Annotated in this window: 18 protein-coding genes; 4 read left to right on the top strand and 14 right to left on the bottom strand. The window is 35.4% G+C overall.

All coding sequences use genetic code 11. The features are described 5' to 3' along the window. Positions 1 to 60: 60 nt before the first annotated feature. The gene (gene ablB / locus I5677_RS02285) at positions 61 to 891 is read right to left on the bottom strand and encodes a putative beta-lysine N-acetyltransferase (RefSeq protein WP_197659957.1); all 831 of its coding nucleotides are present in this window, start codon (positions 889 to 891) and stop codon (positions 61 to 63) included. A gap of 12 nt (positions 892 to 903) precedes the next feature. Continuing rightward, positions 904 to 2,154: a lysine 2,3-aminomutase gene (gene kamA, locus I5677_RS02280; RefSeq protein WP_197659956.1), complete on the bottom strand. Its 1,251-nt coding sequence runs from the start codon at positions 2,152 to 2,154 to the stop codon at positions 904 to 906. A 563-nt stretch (positions 2,155 to 2,717) separates the two neighbouring features. Here kamA and I5677_RS02275 point away from each other — a divergent pair. Next, entirely contained in the window at positions 2,718 to 3,857 is a 1,140-nt protein-coding gene (locus I5677_RS02275; protein WP_197659955.1) for a ribonuclease H-like domain-containing protein, read from the top strand. A gap of 92 nt (positions 3,858 to 3,949) precedes the next feature. On the opposite strand, the gene rpmF is transcribed toward I5677_RS02275, so the two are convergent. From rpmF to pta, 4 genes are all read right to left on the bottom strand, one after another. Beyond that, on the bottom strand, positions 3,950 to 4,129 hold the full coding sequence (gene rpmF, locus I5677_RS02270; protein WP_197659954.1) for a 50S ribosomal protein L32: 180 nt from the start codon (positions 4,127 to 4,129) through the stop codon (positions 3,950 to 3,952). A gap of 3 nt (positions 4,130 to 4,132) precedes the next feature. Further along, a complete protein-coding gene (locus I5677_RS02265) occupies positions 4,133 to 4,636 on the bottom strand; it encodes a YceD family protein (protein WP_243456471.1) in 504 nt (167 codons plus the stop codon). A 120-nt stretch (positions 4,637 to 4,756) separates the two neighbouring features. Continuing rightward, complete coding sequence (locus I5677_RS02260) at positions 4,757 to 5,947, bottom strand: acetate/propionate family kinase (protein ID WP_197659952.1); 1,191 nt, start codon at positions 5,945 to 5,947, stop codon at positions 4,757 to 4,759. A gap of 244 nt (positions 5,948 to 6,191) precedes the next feature. Next, positions 6,192 to 7,190: a phosphate acetyltransferase gene (gene pta, locus I5677_RS02255; RefSeq protein ID WP_197659951.1), complete on the bottom strand. Its 999-nt coding sequence runs from the start codon at positions 7,188 to 7,190 to the stop codon at positions 6,192 to 6,194. 449 nt (positions 7,191 to 7,639) lie between these two features. Between pta and I5677_RS02250 the strand changes: the two genes are divergently transcribed. Together I5677_RS02250 and I5677_RS02245 are read left to right on the top strand one after the other, a co-directional pair. Next, on the top strand, positions 7,640 to 8,971 hold the full coding sequence (locus I5677_RS02250) for a nucleotidyltransferase (RefSeq protein WP_197659950.1): 1,332 nt from the start codon (positions 7,640 to 7,642) through the stop codon (positions 8,969 to 8,971). A gap of 101 nt (positions 8,972 to 9,072) precedes the next feature. Then, a complete protein-coding gene (locus I5677_RS02245; RefSeq protein WP_197659949.1) occupies positions 9,073 to 9,591 on the top strand; it encodes a GNAT family N-acetyltransferase in 519 nt (172 codons plus the stop codon). A gap of 163 nt (positions 9,592 to 9,754) precedes the next feature. On the opposite strand, the gene pepF is transcribed toward I5677_RS02245, so the two are convergent. Next, entirely contained in the window at positions 9,755 to 11,560 is a 1,806-nt protein-coding gene (gene pepF, locus I5677_RS02240) for an oligoendopeptidase F (RefSeq protein ID WP_197659948.1), read from the bottom strand. A gap of 105 nt (positions 11,561 to 11,665) precedes the next feature. Between pepF and I5677_RS02235 the strand changes: the two genes are divergently transcribed. Next, on the top strand, positions 11,666 to 12,658 hold the full coding sequence (locus tag I5677_RS02235; RefSeq protein WP_197659947.1) for a transporter: 993 nt from the start codon (positions 11,666 to 11,668) through the stop codon (positions 12,656 to 12,658). 25 nt (positions 12,659 to 12,683) lie between these two features. Here the strand turns inward: I5677_RS02235 and I5677_RS02230 are convergent, their stop codons facing one another. From I5677_RS02230 to I5677_RS02200, 7 genes are all read right to left on the bottom strand, one after another. After that, positions 12,684 to 13,325, bottom strand: coding sequence for an HrpE/YscL family type III secretion apparatus protein (locus tag I5677_RS02230; RefSeq protein ID WP_197659946.1), 642 nt, complete (start codon positions 13,323 to 13,325; stop codon positions 12,684 to 12,686). 1 nt (position 13,326) lies between these two features. After that, positions 13,327 to 13,827, bottom strand: coding sequence for a pantetheine-phosphate adenylyltransferase (gene coaD / locus I5677_RS02225; protein WP_197659945.1), 501 nt, complete (start codon positions 13,825 to 13,827; stop codon positions 13,327 to 13,329). A gap of 28 nt (positions 13,828 to 13,855) precedes the next feature. Continuing rightward, positions 13,856 to 14,410, bottom strand: a complete 555-nt coding sequence (gene rsmD, locus I5677_RS02220; RefSeq protein ID WP_197659944.1) for a 16S rRNA (guanine(966)-N(2))-methyltransferase RsmD — start codon at positions 14,408 to 14,410, stop codon at positions 13,856 to 13,858. Positions 14,411 to 14,762: 352 nt separating this feature from the next. Next, a complete protein-coding gene (locus I5677_RS02215; RefSeq protein ID WP_197659943.1) occupies positions 14,763 to 14,963 on the bottom strand; it encodes an alpha/beta-type small acid-soluble spore protein in 201 nt (66 codons plus the stop codon). Positions 14,964 to 15,300: 337 nt separating this feature from the next. Next, the gene (locus I5677_RS02210) at positions 15,301 to 16,659 is read right to left on the bottom strand and encodes a citrate/2-methylcitrate synthase (RefSeq protein ID WP_197659942.1); all 1,359 of its coding nucleotides are present in this window, start codon (positions 16,657 to 16,659) and stop codon (positions 15,301 to 15,303) included. A 277-nt stretch (positions 16,660 to 16,936) separates the two neighbouring features. Next, complete coding sequence (locus I5677_RS02205; RefSeq protein WP_197659941.1) at positions 16,937 to 17,473, bottom strand: putative ABC transporter permease; 537 nt, start codon at positions 17,471 to 17,473, stop codon at positions 16,937 to 16,939. A gap of 61 nt (positions 17,474 to 17,534) precedes the next feature. Next, complete coding sequence (locus I5677_RS02200; RefSeq protein ID WP_197659940.1) at positions 17,535 to 19,097, bottom strand: L,D-transpeptidase family protein; 1,563 nt, start codon at positions 19,095 to 19,097, stop codon at positions 17,535 to 17,537. Positions 19,098 to 19,118: the final 21 nt, after the last annotated feature.

Here is a 19,118-nt window from a genome sequence, read left to right as displayed (position 1 = left end):
AGTATAACTCATATCCCTACTTTATTGTGAAACAGCCCCTGTGTACATTCCCTGTCAGCCTTACAACCTCTTATACCATAAATTCATGCTTTCAATACTTCCACATATGTTAGTATTGTTTTTTAACCTTCCCGCAAAACAATATCCCATTTTGGCAAATGTTATGTTCATACCATAGGATTTTGCACGGGCTATTGTATATAACAATTCCATTGATCTCTTCTTCATTTCCTTTTCCATTTGGCTTAGTAGAACAATCGATAGGTTACTTCCTCTAAATTCAGGATCTACAGCAAAGTCGGTCATTTCCGCATTCCCTGACTTCACATCCATCTCACTGGAAGATAAAGCAATTAGTTTCTCCTCTTTCCAAACACCGAAATATACAACATTCTCATTCATTGTCTTAATCAGATAATCTTTATCCTGTATGGGAAAGGGATAGCTGGCGAATACTTTGCTATAAAGCTCTGCCATAGCTTTGGTATCTGCAGGCTTTGCTTTTCGACAGAGATACCCATTATCTAACATATCATCCTTGGTCCGACTTTTATTTTTGGCAATCTCTACGATGTTATTCAATTCCGTTAGATTTGTTTCTTGTTTCCTTTTGGCATCCGGATATTTTGACATGAAGTATGCTGCTGTTTCTCCATGATAAAAATCCGGAATACTACCTTCTATTTCAAATCCATTTTTTTCAAAGTCATCTTTATATTTAAAAGGAACTTTAATAAATATCTTTGCATATTGATATTTATCTGCTAAGGTTTCTATGATATCTAGGATCCGTGGCATATCTTCCTCACTTAATTTCATTAAATAGATTCTATCATTTTCCTTACCGTGTTGAATGATAGAATTTCCGAACTGTTCTATTCTATCTGCCATATTCCCTGCCTCCTATCGAAGTAAATCCGAAGGATTTAAAGTAATGGTGTCATCATAATCAGCCAGCAACTTTTCAATTCCTATTACCCTCGTCTTATCTTTATCCTCTAGTTTCAGATTAAGATTACAATCATTACAATCAAGTTCACACATGGTTTGTCTATAATTATCCGGCTCCTTGTAAGTCGTAATTACACCTTCATAGTTTCTTAGAACCACTTTATTGGCCGACCAGGATATAATATAGTTAGGCATAACGGGTATTTTACCGCCTCCGCCGGGAGCGTCCACTACAAAAGTAGGTATTGCAAATCCACTGGTATGCCCCCTTAAGCTTTCCATAATTTCTATCCCTTTTCCTATACAGGTTCTAAAATGCTCCAAGCCTTCCGATAAGTCACATTGATAGATATAATATGGTCTAACTCTGTTTTTTACTAATTTTTGAACTAATTTTTTCATAATTCTTGGGCAATCATTTACACCGGATAATAAAACCGATTGATTCCCAAGAGGTATCCCTGCTTTCGCAAGCTTTCTTAAAGCAATCGCCGAATCCTTCGTAATTTCACTTGGATGATTAAAATGAGTGTTAATCCATAAATTATCATATTTCTCCAGCACATCAATTAAGGAATCCGTAATTCGAAATGGTAAAACCACAGGAATTCTAGTCCCGATACGAATCACTTCCACATGGGGAATTGCTGCAATTTCGCTTAAAATCCAATCGATATATTCATCATTTAGCAGAAAGGGGTCTCCTCCTGACAAAAGTACATCCCTAATTACAGGTGTCTGTTTAATATAGTCTATCCCCTTCTGTATCTCGTCTCTGGAGGGTATACACTCCTTATCCCCCACTTTTCTTTTTCTCGTACAATGTCTGCAATACATAGCACAGGTATTACTTATGTGAAATAATACCCTATCAGGATATCGATGTGTGATTCCGTCCACAGGACTATCCTTCTCTTCGGAAAGCGGATCCACCATATCACACTTTGAAATAATTAGTTCTTTTTCATTTGGAAATGCCTGTTTGAAAATCGGATCATTTTCGATGTCCTCTGCGTCTACCAAGGACAAATAATAAGGGGTTATCGCCATTGGAAATTTCTCCAGTGTGTCTTTCAGCTTTTTCTTTTTGTTTTCACTAAACCAGGTTCCCAACACTTCCTCTACTTTATCAAGCGTAGTGATTTGATGCTTTAATTGCCACCTCCAATCATACCATTTTTCATTTCGTTTTAAAACTTCCATATTTTGCCTCCTTTATATGTTAAAAAAAGCACTCCTCCTCTATATATCATAGAGTTAGAGTGCTTAAGTTACCCTTTATAGTTTACTTCATTGTAAAGTAATCGTATAGTTTATGACCGTTTGATCCTAAACAAGCCCCAGTTCTACTAGTATTTTTCAGCTAAAATTTCACTGACAATGTTACATCTTTGTCGTAATATAACTACAACCAAAATCATTCTCAGATACTAAGATAACCTACTTCATAATAATGAACATGATTTTATTTTTCAAGCCAATTGTTATGTATACAGTTTTTTGTTTGAATTTGTTATTAATTAAACCTTATTTATAGTAACATTAAATCAATATTATGTCAACCCAGTAATTTCCTTTATATTATGACTCATTGGCTAAAATACATTGTATTTCCTTAGTTTTATGATAAAATATATATAATAAAAGATTTCACATGCAGCGAAAAAAATCATAGATGCACCCCTTTGCTTACAGATTAATTGTATTTATCAACGAAAAAAGTGGAAAACATTGAATTAAAATTATATTGAATGGAGGATATGCTGATGATAACCAGGCAATTTCCTGTTGATCTGGAGCTAAATTACTCGCATAATTTAGAATTCGAATTAGAAAAGCTCTTATTTTTTGATATTGAAACCACCGGATTTGCAGCAGATACCACGTATTTGTATCTGATTGGATGTCTCTATTATAAAGCTTCCTCCTTTTATATTATACAGTGGTTTTCTGAAGATATTAACGAAGAAGCAAAGATTATCTCCGCTTTCTTTGAATTTATGAAAGATTATGAAGCTATCATACATTATAACGGAACCGGTTTTGATATTCCCTATCTTCTGAAAAAATGCTCTCTGCTACAGCTTGATTATAATTTTGATCACATTAGAGGTATTGATTTATATAAAAAAATATCTCCTTATAAGAAGATATTCAAACTTGGTAATTTTAAACAAAAATCAATTGAAAAATTATTAGGTATCGACCGTAAAGATACTCTCAGCGGCGGTGACCTGATAGAGATATATCAAAGCTATCTGGGTAAACGTCATATTGAAAATCTTAAAAAGAAAAGAAATTCCCCCGCTAACGCTGAAAGCCCTTCTCAAGCGGATGAGCTGCTGGGAGCACTGCTATTACATAATGAGGATGATTTAAAAGGACTGGTCAGTATATGCCCTATTCTATCTTATGCAGATTTATTTGAGAAGCCGTTTCGGATCCTTCAGGCTGGTGTTGATAATAATAAAATGACCATACGTTTTGAAGTTCAATCTCCGTTACCCGTACGGATAAGCTTTGGTAATGATTATGTATATTTTACTGCTTATCAAAAGACTGCCTCAATTACGATAGATATCTACGAAGGGGAATTAAAGCACTTCTATGATAATTATAGGGATTACTATTATCTTCCTATGGAGGATACTGCAATGCATAAAAGCCTTGCCCTCTATGTGGACAAAGAATACCGACAGAAGGCAAAGCCTTCGAATTGCTATACTAAAAAGCAAGGAGTCTTCGCTCCCTTATATGATCATATTATTTCCCCTGTTTTTAAAAGTGAATATCAGGATAGATTATGCTTTATTGAAATTCATACGGATTTTCTATTACAAGAGGAGAACTTGGAGCTTTATGTAACCCACATTCTCTCCCATATGCTTACGGCAAAAAGTAAATAAGGGTGCGTCGTATTTATTACATACACTTTACTTACACGCAACAAAAAACAAACCCGTAACTGTTTATACTAACAGTTACGGGTCTTTTTTGATTATTCAGCAGGAATAATTTCCTTCTTATTGTAAGAACCACATGCCTTACATACTCTATGAGGAACCATAAGTTCTCCACACTTGCTGCACTTCACTAAATTAGGTGCAGTCATTTTCCAGTTAGCTCTGCGGCTATCTCTTCTGGCTTTTGAATGTTTGCCCTTAGGACAGATAGACATTTGTCACACCTCCTTAAAATTGTTAAAAATATCTCGGATTACTGACATTCTGGGATCATATTCTGTGTTATCACAGTTGCAGGTTTCCTGATTTAAGTTTATTCCACAAGTCTTGCAAATCCCTTTGCATTCCTCATCACATAATAACTTCATAGGAAAGCCAATTAAAATCTCATCATAGATTAATATGTCTACATCCAGATTGTATCCAATAATATAATTCGTTTCGTCCAAATTTTCTGCACGTTCGTTCTCAGAAAGATTGAAATCAATCTCCTTGGAAATGTGTATGTCCATCGGGAAAACAATTTCCTTTAAACACCTGTTACAGAAAAGAAGCAGAGATATATTTGTACTACCTTCAATCAAAACTGTCTTATTACCGAGATTTGTAATCGTAAGATCCACCGGTTCCTTCTTGATAAATTCATAGGAATTACCTTGGAAGTCAAACCGCTCCATTTCGATGGAAGCTTTGATATGTTCTACTTTATCCTTTGTGCTCATTATTTCTGATAAAGATATTAGCATTATTATCTCTCCGTATGCGCTATGCAACCTTTACGCACTATATTGTATTATAACTACTGTGTTATTATTTGTCAACGGTTAAATGCATATTTCTAATTATAGCAGTGCTACCGTTTCTCTTGCAATTGCCAGCTCTTCATTGGTAGGCATGATGCATACTTTAACCTTAGATTCGGGAGTGGTGAGCATAATCTCCACACCTCTTGCCTTGTTTTTCTCTAAATCTATTGTTACTCCAAGGTATCCAAGATATTCACAAACCCACTCTCTTACTTTATGATCGTTTTCACCCACGCCGGCGGTGAAAGCGATTACATCAACGCCGTTCATAGCTGCTACATATCCACCAATGTATTTTGCCACACGATAAACGAATAACTCAAATGCCAATCTTGCTTTTTCATTACCGGAATCCATCGCCACATTAATATCTCTAAAATCGCTGGATACTTCTGACATACCCCATACACCGGATTCCTTATTTAAGAGATTCATAACCTGATCAATTGTCTTGTTCTCTCTTTTCGAGATAAACTCTATTATAGAGGGATCGATATCACCACTTCTTGTTCCCATGACGAGTCCTGATAGTGGAGTAAAGCCCATACTGGTATCAATGGATTTGCCGTTTAATACTGCGGAGATGCTGGCGCCATTACCCAGGTGGCATACGATGACTTTGGAATTTTCTATATCAAGACCGGCAAACTCTGCTGCTTTTTTGGAAACATAGCTATGGCTGGTACCATGGAAACCATATTTTCTAATTTTATGTTTTTCGTAATAATCAAATGGGAGCCCATAAAGGTAAGCCTTAGGGGGCATGGTCTGATGGAATGCCGTATCGAATACAGCTACCATCGGCACACCTTCCATAAGATTTGCACAGGCACGGATACCGATTAAATTAGCCGGGTTATGAAGAGGTGCCAGATCATTGCAACCTTCAATGGCTTTGATTACTTCATCCGTTATAATTGTTGACGCAGCGAATTTCTCGCCTCCGTGTACTACTCTATGGCCAACTGCACCAATTTCATCTAAGGATTTGATCACCCCATAACTGTCATTGATTAAAGCCTCTAATACCATGCTAACTGCTATTTCATGATTTTTCATTGAAGTTTCTAATACAACCTTATCCCCACCGTTCGGTGTATGCTTTAAATAACTTACTTCTTGTCCGATGCGTTCACAAATTCCCACTGCCAATGCTTGCTCTGTTTCGGAATCTATTAATTGATATTTTAATGATGAGCTTCCGCAATTAATAACTAATACTTTCATATTATACCTCTTTTCTAATTGTTAACAAGCTTGTTAAATACTATAAACTTGTCCTTTGTATGTGAAAATCTAATCATTTTCGTTATATGAAGAAAATAACTTTTTCTATATTATGATAATATTGAACATTTTAAAGATGAGAAAATGTTAGCATTCACGGGGCTGTTCATAATGATATGCTGAAAAACTCATTGTGTAACAACCTCTTCCTCCCTAATAAAAAACGTGCTTATATGGTATCCTATTATTTTATTGCAGCTGCCTGAACAGCAGTAATAGCAACAACACCAACGATATCCTCTGCAGAACACCCTCTTGATAAATCATTCACCGGCTTTGCTATACCCTGGGTTACCGGTCCATAAGCTTCTGCTTTCGCAAGTCTTTGAACTATTTTATAACTGATATTTCCTGCATCAAGATCCGGGAATACCAATACATTAGCTTTACCTGCAATATCGCTTCCGGGCGCTTTAGAGGCTCCTACTGACGGTACTATAGCGGCATCTAACTGGAACTCACCTTCCAATTTAATATCAGGATATAGTTCCTTCGCTATCTTCGTTGCTTCTACCACTTTATCAACATCCGGATGTGATGCACTTCCTTTGGTTGAGTGGGATAACATAGCAACTACCGCTTCTTTTCCTACCAGCGCTTCAAAGCTTTTTGCACTGCTTCCTGCTATCGCAGCCAATTCTTCTGCGTTAGGATTTTGCACGAGTCCGCAATCTGAGAATACAAAAGTACCATCTGCTCCATATTCACAATTCGGTACTACCATCACAAAGAAGGAGGATACCAACTTCGTTCCAGGTGCAGTCTTTAAAATCTGAAGGGAAGGACGAAGAACATTCGCTGTTGAATTAACGGCACCTGCAACCATACCGTCCGCATCTCCTGCCTTAACCATGGTAACACCAAAATAAAGATAATCCTTAGTTAAAAGTTCCTTTGCTTTATCTGGAGTCATACCCTTATTCTTTCTTAACTCTACAAGTAAATCTATATAGGACTGAAGCTTATCCGATTGGCTCGGATCAATCATAAGAGCTTTTGTTAAATCCAAACCCTCTGCTCCTTTTTCTATATCTTCCTTTTTACCGATTAACACGATATTGGCTATCTCCTCCGCAAGTAAGGTATTGGCAGCCTCCAGTGTTCTTCTGTCCCCGGTTTCCGGCAAAACAATTGTTTTTTTATTGCTCTTTGCTCTTTTTTTAATGTCATCAATGAATCCCATGATGTTTCTCCTTCCTTAACATCTTTTCTCTATAATAGTATGTACATAAATAGTAAAACCCATAAATTTTATTATAAAACAATCTTATTTAGTATACAAGTGTAATTTTTAATAAAAATATGAAAATCTGACATCATTTTTAAACCAAATAAATAAGAAATAAATTAGTAAGTATTAGTTATTATTCATAAATGAATTGGATTATCTTTCAATTTCAATATCAGGCTAGCACTTGTAATTTATGCATTATATGGATATAATTTATATAGTATTTCATAAAGCGATAAACCTATCTTATACTATATCTATTTCATATAGCATAACTTTCTAAATCTGGCCAATAAAAGGCTAGTGAGCATTTAATTTGCTATGAACGGTTTATCTGCCGTAAACTATAAAGCTTAAGAAACTCTATAATTGTGAGAAGCAACATACTTTGAGAGGTAACCATGAAGGTCGTAGGACTCATTACAGAATATAATCCGTTCCATAACGGTCATAAATATCATATTGATGAAGCACGCCGTATCACCGGTGCCGACTATGTCGTTATCGTTATGAGCGGTAATTTTGTACAACGAGGCGCCCCTGCTATGATCGATAAATATAGCCGTGCTGTTATGGCTTTAGAAAATGGCGCTGACATCGTTCTCGAAATACCGGTATGTTATGCTACGGGAAGTGCAGAGTATTTTGCATTAGGTACTGTTTCCCTTCTTAATAAACTGGGAATTATTGATTATCTTTGTTTTGGAAGTGAATCAGGTGATATTTCTATTCTAAAAGAAGCTGCACAATTCTTAACCAATGTCCCTGCTTCATTTGATCAGCAACTAACCTCTTATCTGAAGCAGGGACTTTCCTATCCTGCAGCCCGGGCTAAGGTGGTTGGTGACTATTTCAGAAAAACTCAAACCCACGACAATCATGACAGTAAAATTGCAGACATATTATCAGAACCCAATAATATTCTGGGTATTGAATATTTAAAGGCACTCCACAAGCTTTCCTCTGATATTATTCCGGTAACAATCCAAAGAAAGTCAGCCCATTATCATGCCCTAGATCTAACAGAGCAAACCCCTTCGAATGTAGTAGCTGAGGCATTGTTTTCCTTAGATGTAACAACCGCTGGAAATCCCACAATCAGCTCTGCCACAGCTATCCGTAGAGCAATTCTTAACGCTGATAATGTATTTGGTTTATCCAAGCTAAGAAACAGTGTTCCTAATAGTGTATTTCAACTTTTAACAAACAATTATTATAAAACCTATCCGGTTACAGAAGAAGATTTTTCTGAAATAATAAAATACAAATTGTTATCAGAAGATAAAACTTCTCTTGTGAGCTACGTTGATGTATCTACGGATTTAGCCGATCGAATGATGAATTTGAAAGACCTTAATAAATGTATTTCTGAGATTGTAAAAGACCTAAAAACGAAAAATATGACCCATACCCGAATCATGCGAGCATTAACTCATATGATTCTTAATATTGACCAAGAAACTTTTTATTCTTATAACCAAAGCGGATATACAGCCTATGCAAGAGTGCTGGGCATGAAAAGAGATTCCTCTCATTTATTAAGAGAAATCAAAAGAAGGGAAGGAATACCGGTTATTACAAAGGTAACGGATGCAAAAAAACAGCTGGACCCATTAGGAATGCAGATGCTTAAGAATGATATATTCGCAACCCATATCTATAATCAGACTGTTTATAAAAAATTTGGAACCACAATTATGAATGAATATAAGTATGGTATCTGTATCATATAAAATCTTCCCATATAGTGTCAATTCTATTGCTTACTTGTATTGTATATTGTGATATTAAGACAATTATATTGATACAAATGATACTCATAATTCAAATCATAATGATATATTCATTTGGAGGTGTAAAAATAAGTAACTTTAATATCAGAAAAATAAATTCAAACGAACTACATTTGCTAGAAAACTTCCTATATGAAGCCATTTTTCAAAGAGACGAAACCCGTCTCATTCCCAGGGATGTTATAAATCAACCTGAAGTAAGGGTATTCATTGAAGATTTTGGCAAACCGGATGATTATTGTTTGGTTGCTGATATCAAAGGAAAAGTAGTTGGTGCCGTATGGGCACGAATTTTGTCCGGCGAAGTTAAAGGTTTTGGTAATATCGATGACCAGACTCCTGAGTTTGCCATCTCCTTATACAAAGAGTATCGAAACATAGGAATCGGTACTGCTTTGATGCAAGATATGTTAAAGCTATTGAAAGAACAGGGCTATAAACGAACTTCTTTGGCCGTTCAAAAGGATAATTATGCAGTTCGCATGTATCAAAAAGTGGGATTTGAGATTATAAAGGAGTTGGAAGAGGAATACCTAATGGTGTGTAACTTGGCTACATAATAGTTTTATACAGTCGGTTATTATAAGATACTTGAATCGAATTTCTTCATGGCTTTGAAGCATAAAAAAACCTGAGAAACATATATCTGTCTTATATTCGGACCAATATATTTTCTCAGGTTTTATCCATTCATTAATATAAATAAATATTATAGATAAATGTTTATGCCATCAACTCTTCCATCTGATCTAACAACTCTTCGAATAACTTAAGAGCCTGATTTACCGGTTCCTTGGTTCCCATATCAACTCCGGCTGTTTTTAGTAGTTCAATCGGATAGTTTGAGGAACCGCTGCTTAGAAAGCGAATATAATCCTCCACCGCCGGCTTTCCTTCACTTAATATCCGCCTGGACAAAGCAATAGCCGCAGAATAACCAGTTGCATATTGATATACATAGAATGCATTATAAAAATGAGGTATTCTGGCCCATTCCATATCAATTTCAGAATCGATTACAATATCGTCTCCGAAATATGCAACGTTCAAATCATGATATAATTTACATAGGTTATCTGCTGTAAGACTTTCCCCATCCTCTACCATCTTATGGGTAAGCATCTCAAATTCCGCAAACATGGTCTGTCGATATAAGGTTCCTTTAAATTTTTCCAGAAAATGATTAATCAGATATGCCTTTTGTTTCTTATCCTTCGTTGTTTTCAACATATGGTCGATTAATAAAGCCTCATTACAGGTAGAAGCCACTTCGGCCACAAATATCTTATATCCGGCATATACATAGGGCTGTTCCTTATCTGAATAATAACTATGAATGGCATGCCCCATTTCATGGGCCAGGGTAAAGACATTGTTTAAGGTTTCATTGTAATTTAGTAAGACAAATGGATGAGTTCCATAAGCACCCCAGGAATATGCTCCACTTCTCTTATTCTCATTCTCATAGATATCAATCCATCGGTTTTCATAGCCTTCTTTTAGGATTCTTAAATAATCATCTCCCAACGGAGCTAAACCTTCTGCTACTATTTTCTTCCCTTCCTCAAAGGGGATTTCCATCTTGATGTCCTGTACCAAGGGTGTGTATAAATCATACATATGAAGCTCATCTATACCTAACAGTTTTTTACGTAATGAAACATAACGATGCATCAGCCCCATGTTTTCATGAACTGCTTCTATTAAATTGGTATATACCTCCATCGGAATGTTACCTGCATCCAGGGTTTTCTCAAGGGTGGAGCCGTATTTTCTGGCTTTTGCAAAAAAGGATTCTTGTTTTACATTTGCACTAAAGGCTGCAGCTAACGTATTACGGTAGCTGTAGTAAGTAGCATAAACTCCTTCAAAAGCTTCTCTTCTAACTCTGCGGTCATTACTTTCCAAAAGCTGCCCATATCTTCCGTGAGTAATCTTAACCGGATCACCATCTTCATCCTTAATATCTGGAAACTTGATGTCTGCATTATTAAACATAGAAAAAATCTGATCCGGTGCTTCAGCAATTTCACCGGCATCAGCCAGTAGCTCTTCCATTTCTGCTGATAATATATGGGGCTTTAACCTTAAAATATCTTTCAGATAAAAATCGTATTGTTTCAAACCCTCTGTCTCCAGTTTAAATTGCGATATCTGCTCTTCCGGTATGGATAAGATTTCCGGAGTAGCAAAAGACATAGCTGCACTTACCTGAACCGATAATACATTAGCCTTATTGGATAAATCCTGATAGGTTGCATTACCGGTATCCTCATGATATTTCTGGTTCGCATATACATAAACCCTCTCCATAAGCATACCGACCTCATCGACCAACTGCAGAAAGCTTAGTAAAAGATCACCGGATTTTGATAGTCTTCCCTGATATTCTGCTATTTTAGGTAGCATTTCCTTTAATTTTTCGTATTCCGATTGCCACATTTCATCTGATGGATATAAATCTTCAATTGCCCAGGTGAATTTTTTCTCAACATCACTTCTTTTTGGAAGGTTCTTTTTTTCAGCCATTTTTACATCTCCTTTAGCCCTTTTATATTCATGTTATAAAATCTAGAATAATCTTTTAAGTATCTCAATAAATTATAGTAACCTGTCTTGATACGGAGTAACCTAATGAAAAAAATTCTGAGTAATCCTAAAAACAAATTGATCAAAGGCGCAGTTCTCCTGTTTTTTATCATCATGTTTCTATATCCCTATGCATCCTATGAAGGCGCCAGTACCGGATTATTATTATGGTTTATTAATGTATTACCAACCCTTTTGCCTTTTATCATAATTTCTAATCTTATGATCCGTTTAAATATTTCTAAACAAATCAGCAGAATTCTCTATCCTGTAATTGGGAAACTGTTTCGGGTCAGTTCTGAGGGTTGTTATCCCATTTTAATTGGGTTTTTATCCGGCATTCCCATGGGTGCAAAAACGACAGCAGATTTGGTATCCGAAGAAAAGATAAATGAAGATGAAGGTAACTTCCTTCTTACCATGTGTAATAACTATAGCCCCGTATTTATTATGAGTTATATTGTCATTAATCAATTAAAGCTTCCCCGAATCAGGTATTCCTTATTCGTAATTCTGTATTTATCTTCCATTATCAGTGCCGTAATCTACAGATTCTACATAAATAGACGAAGATTTAATATAACTACAAAAGGCCCTATTCCACCCTCGAAAACAAAACCGATACAGGCTACATCAAAATCAGCCCGCTTCAGTTTTCAGATACTTGATAGTTCCATTATGAATGGCTTTGAAGTAATCACAAAAATCGGAGGTTATATCATCCTATTTTCCATTCTAGCACAGATTATCAATCAAATAGGTCCCGGAAATGGCTTATTAAAAGCTTCCTTTATGGGGATCTTAGAGATAACCACCGGCATTAACCAAATATGTAAAGCAGATATTAACATACACATGAAAATAGTCTTGGCCGCAGTACTAACCTCCTTTGGCGGTTTATCAGGTATGGCACAAACCAAAAGTGTACTGGGAGACACAAGACTATCTATGAAATCTTATTTTATCGTTAAGCTCATTAATACCGTAATTACTTTCGTACTTGCATTGTTATATGTAGCTCTTTTTCGTATCGTATAACGGTATCACTATATGAAGTATGGGATTAATTTATATCATCTAAGAAGGTATTTTCATCGAATTCAAATTCTTCCTCCTGATATACATCTCCCTGACTGTCTTCCATTGTTTTATCCTGTGGATAGAGCTGTTCATGAAGCTCTCTTTTATTATGTCCAACGATTTCAAGATTACCTTTTAAAGCACCTATGAAACTATCATACCTTGTTAAGGCATTATCGTAAGCATTCGCCAGAGTTCTCTCTACTTCTGTTAATACATCATTGGAATAAACCAAAGCACCGGTTCTAATCTGGTCAGCCTCTCTCTGCGCATCACTCCTTATTCGGTCTGCCTCTTGGGAGGCCTGCATAATCATTTCATTTGCTTCATAATAAGCCTGCTGCATAATCTCGTGTTCGTTTAATAGTTGCTTTGCCTTTTCTCTTGTTTGAGCAAGAATTGATTCTGCTTTTTCTTCAGCATCTGAAAGTATAGCATCCCTATTCGCAATTATTTTTTGATATCGTTTTATTTCATCCGGTGTCCGAAGCCTTAATTCATCCAAAAGATCATATAATTCATCTTTTGGAACAATAACCTTAGTGCTTGATAACGGTTGCATTCTGCAACTTTCGACAAATTCATAAATATCCTCAATTAATTGTTCTATTCTGCTTGCTCCCATTTCAAACACTCCTTATCACATTATATTTATCGTAAACAGACTGTATAATCTCTTCCGGTACAAATTGTCTGATATCACCACCAAAGCTTGCTATTTCTCTTACCACACTGGAGCTTAAATAAGAATATTCAACACTGGTAGTAAAAAACATAGTATCAATTGTTGGATCCAACTTATGATTTGTCTGTGCGATTTGTAACTCATATTCAAAATCAGTAACCGCACGAAGACCTCTCACTATGATAGAAGCTTGTTTTTGTTTTGCATAGTCTACCAGCAATCCACCAAAGGCTTCTACCTTAACATGGGATAGTTCAGGTCTGTTTTTGATGATTCGTTCTATAAATTCTACTCTTTCCTCCGCTGTAAATAACGGTTTTTTTGCATTATTTTTAAGAACACCGATAATCAGTGTGTCAACCAAACCGGAAGCACGAACAATAATATCCAAATGTCCTAAGGTTATTGGGTCAAAGCTACCGGGATATAAACCAATTTTCATGCGTAATCTCCCCTATGCCTGATTGTATTTATTTTAATTCTATAAATACATGTTGATTTGTTTTATACTCTTTCTTTTTAAAGATTCTAAATTTCGTATCTTCTAAATAATCAAAGTCTGTGTGCAGTGAAGCTTCAACAACGATTATGGTATCACAGTATATAATATTGGAATTTTGTAAGGCTAATAGTGCACCTTTTTCCAGTAACTTATCATAAGGGGGGTCCATAAACACAACGTCAAAAACCTTTCCCTTAATTTCTAAGGCTCTGATAGCCTTTATTACATCCATCGCAAGTACTTCTCCCTGCGTTTCTAGCTTTGTAGTACGAAGATTGTTTTTTATACAATCTAGTGCTGCTTTTTTATCTTCAACAAAAGCAGCGTACTTAGCACCCCGGGACAAAGCCTCTATTCCGATTGCTCCACTACCGGAAAAAAGATCGAGAAAGTCAGCATCTGCCAAGTACGGATTTAATATATTAAATAAGGTTTCTTTAATTTTATCTGTAGTTGGTCTGGTTTCAAAGCCTTCTGGTGTTTTTAGCTGTAATCTTCTTGCTTTACCTGCTATCACTCTCATACTTTTTCTCCGATTTCTTATAACAAATACACTATAACTAATTGTATAGTATTATGTACATTTGTCAACTTGTTTTAATTTTAGTTTATCTTATCCTGTAAAAGATTTCAATAACTTTTTTCGAGATAACACCTAAATGCTTCCTCAGTAATAGGGCTGTTCCAAAATACAATAGGAAATATAATTACCTAAGATTGACGGACATATTTTCGATTTGCATGCCTTGTTCAAACACTTCTGTTCGCACTAGGCATAACAAAATCAGCAACATGTCCGTCGATCAGACATTACGGTAAAATTATATTCCCTGTTTAACTATTTTGAAACAGCCCTATATAATTGATATTTTTAGCTATTTACCTGCCATTCTTTTTTCCTGTTCCTGTATCATTTTCTTAACCATATATCCACCGACAGAACCGTTCTGGTATGAGGTTAAGTCTCCGTTATATCCCTGTTTTAAAGGAACACCAAGCTCATTCGCTACCTCAAATTTAAAACGATCTAATGCTTCTCTAGCTTCAGGTACTTCTGCTCTGTTTCTACTTGACATATAAACTCCTCCATTTCTTATTTCGGATACGACAAAATCATATTCAAAATAATTTGTGTTGTTGTTTACGTTTTGATAGTTCAACTCGTAACCATTTGAAATAATTTAAATAAAATCATTTCTTTTCTTGTTACATTGATAGTATATGCAAAGTATATTGAAATACCCTAGTATTTATTTCATAAAATGTCGAATTATGATTAAAATAAAACAATATTGTATATTATTATAATTATTATTTCTTGTATAAAAAGATTAAAGTTTCTTATCTTATTATAGAATCAAATATATTTTTTTGTTTTGATATTATAATCTAAAAATATAAATTTAATTACTTTTACCGATCATCTAATTTTACATAATCCTTATGTTTTGCTACGTTCTTATATGCTGGACGTATAATCTTACCGGAATTATTCAGCTCTTCTAACCGATGGGCAATCCAGCCTGAAATTCTGGCAATAGCGAAAATCGGTGTATATAATTCCTTGGGAAGATTTAACATGTGATATACAAAACCACTATAGAAATCCACATTCGCACTGACTCCCTTGTACATCTTTCTTTCCCTAGCAATAATCTCAGGAGCAAGACGTTCAACCATCTCATAAAGGCGATATTCCTTCATAAGACCTTTTTCCTCCGATAAGCTTTTTACATATTGTTTGAATGCATTCGCTCTTGGATCGGAAATAGAATATACGGCATGACCCATACCATAAATCAATCCTGCCTGATCAAAGGCTTTTTTATTCAATAGATCTGACAGATATGAACTTACTTCCTCTTCATCTTCCCAATTCTTAACTGTATTTTTCATATCCTCGAACATCTGCATTACTTTTATATTGGCACCACCATGCTTCGGACCCTTTAAGGAACCTAAGGAGGCTGCAACTGAAGAATAGGTATCCGTTCCTGAGGATGTAACTACATGAGTTGTAAAAGTAGAGTTATTACCACCACCATGCTCCGCGTGAAGAACTAGAGCAATATCAAGTATTTTAGCTTCCAGCTTTGTATATTTTTTATTTGGTCGAAGCATATATAGTATGTTTTCTGCTGTAGAAAGTCCATCCTTGGGCGGATGAATTACTAAGCTGTCCCCAAAATGATAATGCCTGTAAGCCTGGTATCCGTATACAGATAATAAAGGAAACAAAGCAATCAATTGTAGTCCTTGGCGGAGAACATTCTCTATTGATATGTTGTCTGCTTTTTCATCATAGGAATACAAGGTAAGTACACTTCGTGCTAAAGTATTCATCATATCCTTGCTGGGAGCCTTCATAATAATATCTCTAACAAAGCTGGGCGGTAATTCCCTTTTTCGCTCCAGCAAGTTACAAAAGTGCTCTAATTTTTCTCTCGTCGGCAATTCACCAAACAACAATAAATAAGTTACTTCTTCAAATCCAAAACGTTCCTCGCTACTAAATCCTTTTATAATCTCCTCTACGTCCACTCCTCGGTAAAATAATTTACCTTCACAAGGAACATAATCATTATCTACAATGGTATAAGATCTCACTTCACATATTTCGGTCAGTCCGGTTAACACACCCTTACCGCTGATATCTCGAAGTCCACGTTTCACATCATACTTTGAATATAATTCAGAAGGTATTACGTTATTTTGCTTACACAAGTCAGCAAGTTCCATCAATTCCGGAGTAATTTCTGAATATTTGTTCATTTCGTTTGCTCCTTTCTTATATGTTCTATATTTTATCAAAAATATACTTTTTCATGCTTTTATTATGTAGGATAAATCCTATTATATTGGAATGCTAAAATAAGAATATTTTAATTTTTCGATTTTGTCTCAGTTATACTAGTATATCATAAAATCCTTTCGTTGGAAAGGAGAAACATATATTTATTAGAAAAGTTGAATAAAAATCCACTTTTTAAGATAAAATAAGACAGACACATGTAATTAGGCGTCTGCCTGTCATAATAACTCCTATGTACTAAATAAGACTCATTCGAAAAGAAAATAACACATCAATCACAAACAAAACCAGAATAATTTTATTCGCTATTCGTAATTGTAGTTCCGGAATATTATTTCGAATATATCGTATCATAGCCGGATGGATATATCGGACAAATAATACCCCACAGATACCAAATAAGATAGAAGCTCCTAAGCATACCCTGCCATTAATATTGAACATCATATTGGAATAATTCCACCAACGACGGTTAAACACCATCTCCATCCAATAAGAACTGATATATTCCAGAACGGTTGCAACCAACGCACAGGAGAGAAATAATGTAACTATATTTTTACACCTGTCAGTCAATAACAAAATCATAAATAATATACTTAGTCCATATATCGGACAATACGGTCCATATAAAAATCCCCGGTTCAGTATTTTACCCGTAGTTAAGTAGCAGTAGGTTGTTTCATAAATCCAACCAATACTGCTGTATATGATAAACCAACTAAATAGCGTCGGAATATCTAACGTATTCAGCCTTTCTTTCACAATTATCATATGTACCTACCCCTTATTCCCAGAATTATACATGTTATGATAATTTACTTATTAACAATTGTCAATAATGAAATAGTACTGACACTTTTTCCTTATTACCAATGTCATCCTCCGCTTCATACGTAACCAGATAGCCTGTGCCCAGATATTTTATTAATGCTCTTAAGTAATCGATATTATAAATATTATTATCATTTCTGTTGTCGTTATTGAAGTTATTTATATCATCATCCCTGAAATTCTCAGTGTTTTTCACATACTGCTCTTCGTTATTGACTCTATTATCCGATAGATTAGCGTTACTATCGCCGGTGCTTTCTATCGCATTACTTTCCTCTGTTTCTATAATAAGTTTTAAGACGTCCTCTGCTGTCAAATCCTTAAGTACATCCTGCAACGCTTGGATTGTAACCTTAATGTCATCCTGTTTCATCTTTGTATAATTATCGCTTACACTAACACCGTTTAGGGCAAAAGCAGTATTTGGTATCTGTCCGGAATCTAACAAACGATTTGCTGTTCCTTCAAAAACAGGCGCCTCATTATCCACAAAAATATTAGCGTACTCCTTAGCATATATTTCATTATCTGCACTAAGATAATATGTAATCTTATATATCCCTTCCTGCTCTTGATGAATGGTTATTTCAATCACTTCTTTATCCAATTTTAATCCATTGCAATATACCTTGACTCCGTCTAATATAAATTCTTCTGTAATCTCATCCTCAACTTGAACTACCCTGTCATGAATGCCTTCAAATTCTGTTGTAGTGGGGGTATCCACCTTTATCGTAGCTTTCTTTTCTTTGGTTCTGCCCAGTTCATCTTTTACCGAATATGTAACATTATAGCTTCCGGCTTTATAATTATTCAACTCGCCTTCCACAATTATTTTAGAAGTAATATTAATTCCCACGCTTGATTTTGCAGTGATTCCTTCCAGTAAATCAACCTCTTCACCCCAAGGTATCGTTCGATTTTTAACTCCATATATCCTTGGTATTTTATCTTTATACGGATTGTTCTCACTGGGATCTGTAGGATCCCAACGTATGGATAGCGGTATCTTTATTGTCTCCGGTTTTCCTAGTGGCCCCGGGCTTTTTTTATCATCATAAATAATAACCGTTGTTCCTACCGGACAATTGTCATAAATCCATTTTGCATCCTCAACGGTTAGCCGAACACAGCCATGGGAAGCAGCAGAGCCCAATTTATTAAACTCTTTTACGGCCAGACTTCCGGGGTTTCCAAACTCATAATAGTAAACAGAATGAAATAAGATACCCCCCACAATTCTTGTGGAATACTGCCCCCATACATCTCCCATTAAGAGCTTCCAGCGATATTTTGCTCTGGTTTTATAAACGCCCAGAACTGTCTGCGTTCCCTTCTGTCCTACGGAACAAGCCATTGCTTTGATCGGATTTTCATACTTGCCTTCCTCATCCTTAGCATATACGGTAATTGTATTGTGAACTCTATTAATTTTAATTAAATACGGAGATTCATCTTTTGCCGCAGATACCTTTTGTGTATGAAACAAGTAAAAGAAAAATAATAATCCTAAAACAATCCCAAACTTTCCATAATAAAAAGTTCTTTTCACTAATTTAATCATCTTACACCCCTTAACTTAAGT

The sequence above is a fragment of the Mobilitalea sibirica genome (genome assembly GCF_015999265.1).
Classification (GTDB): Bacteria; Bacillota; Clostridia; order Lachnospirales; family Lachnospiraceae; genus Mobilitalea; species Mobilitalea sibirica.
Note: the sequence above shows the minus strand (reverse complement) of the source record. Positions and strands in the feature narration are given on the sequence as shown.

Coding starts and splice junctions, on each gene's coding strand:
- ablB (WP_197659957.1), bottom strand. CDS start 891: ATGGCAGATAGAATAGAACAGTTCGGAAATTCTATCATTCAACACGGT.
- kamA (WP_197659956.1), bottom strand. CDS start 2,154: ATGGAAGTTTTAAAACGAAATGAAAAATGGTATGATTGGAGGTGGCAA.
- I5677_RS02275 (WP_197659955.1), top strand. CDS start 2,718: ATGATAACCAGGCAATTTCCTGTTGATCTGGAGCTAAATTACTCGCAT.
- rpmF (WP_197659954.1), bottom strand. CDS start 4,129: ATGTCTATCTGTCCTAAGGGCAAACATTCAAAAGCCAGAAGAGATAGC.
- I5677_RS02265 (WP_243456471.1), bottom strand. CDS start 4,636: ATGAGCACAAAGGATAAAGTAGAACATATCAAAGCTTCCATCGAAATG.
- I5677_RS02260 (WP_197659952.1), bottom strand. CDS start 5,947: ATGAAAGTATTAGTTATTAATTGCGGAAGCTCATCATTAAAATATCAA.
- pta (WP_197659951.1), bottom strand. CDS start 7,190: ATGGGATTCATTGATGACATTAAAAAAAGAGCAAAGAGCAATAAAAAA.
- I5677_RS02250 (WP_197659950.1), top strand. CDS start 7,640: ATGAAGGTCGTAGGACTCATTACAGAATATAATCCGTTCCATAACGGT.
- I5677_RS02245 (WP_197659949.1), top strand. CDS start 9,073: ATGATATATTCATTTGGAGGTGTAAAAATAAGTAACTTTAATATCAGA.
- pepF (WP_197659948.1), bottom strand. CDS start 11,560: ATGGCTGAAAAAAAGAACCTTCCAAAAAGAAGTGATGTTGAGAAAAAA.
- I5677_RS02235 (WP_197659947.1), top strand. CDS start 11,666: ATGAAAAAAATTCTGAGTAATCCTAAAAACAAATTGATCAAAGGCGCA.
- I5677_RS02230 (WP_197659946.1), bottom strand. CDS start 13,325: ATGGGAGCAAGCAGAATAGAACAATTAATTGAGGATATTTATGAATTT.
- coaD (WP_197659945.1), bottom strand. CDS start 13,827: ATGAAAATTGGTTTATATCCCGGTAGCTTTGACCCAATAACCTTAGGA.
- rsmD (WP_197659944.1), bottom strand. CDS start 14,410: ATGAGAGTGATAGCAGGTAAAGCAAGAAGATTACAGCTAAAAACACCA.
- I5677_RS02215 (WP_197659943.1), bottom strand. CDS start 14,963: ATGTCAAGTAGAAACAGAGCAGAAGTACCTGAAGCTAGAGAAGCATTA.
- I5677_RS02210 (WP_197659942.1), bottom strand. CDS start 16,659: ATGAACAAATATTCAGAAATTACTCCGGAATTGATGGAACTTGCTGAC.
- I5677_RS02205 (WP_197659941.1), bottom strand. CDS start 17,473: ATGATAATTGTGAAAGAAAGGCTGAATACGTTAGATATTCCGACGCTA.
- I5677_RS02200 (WP_197659940.1), bottom strand. CDS start 19,097: ATGATTAAATTAGTGAAAAGAACTTTTTATTATGGAAAGTTTGGGATT.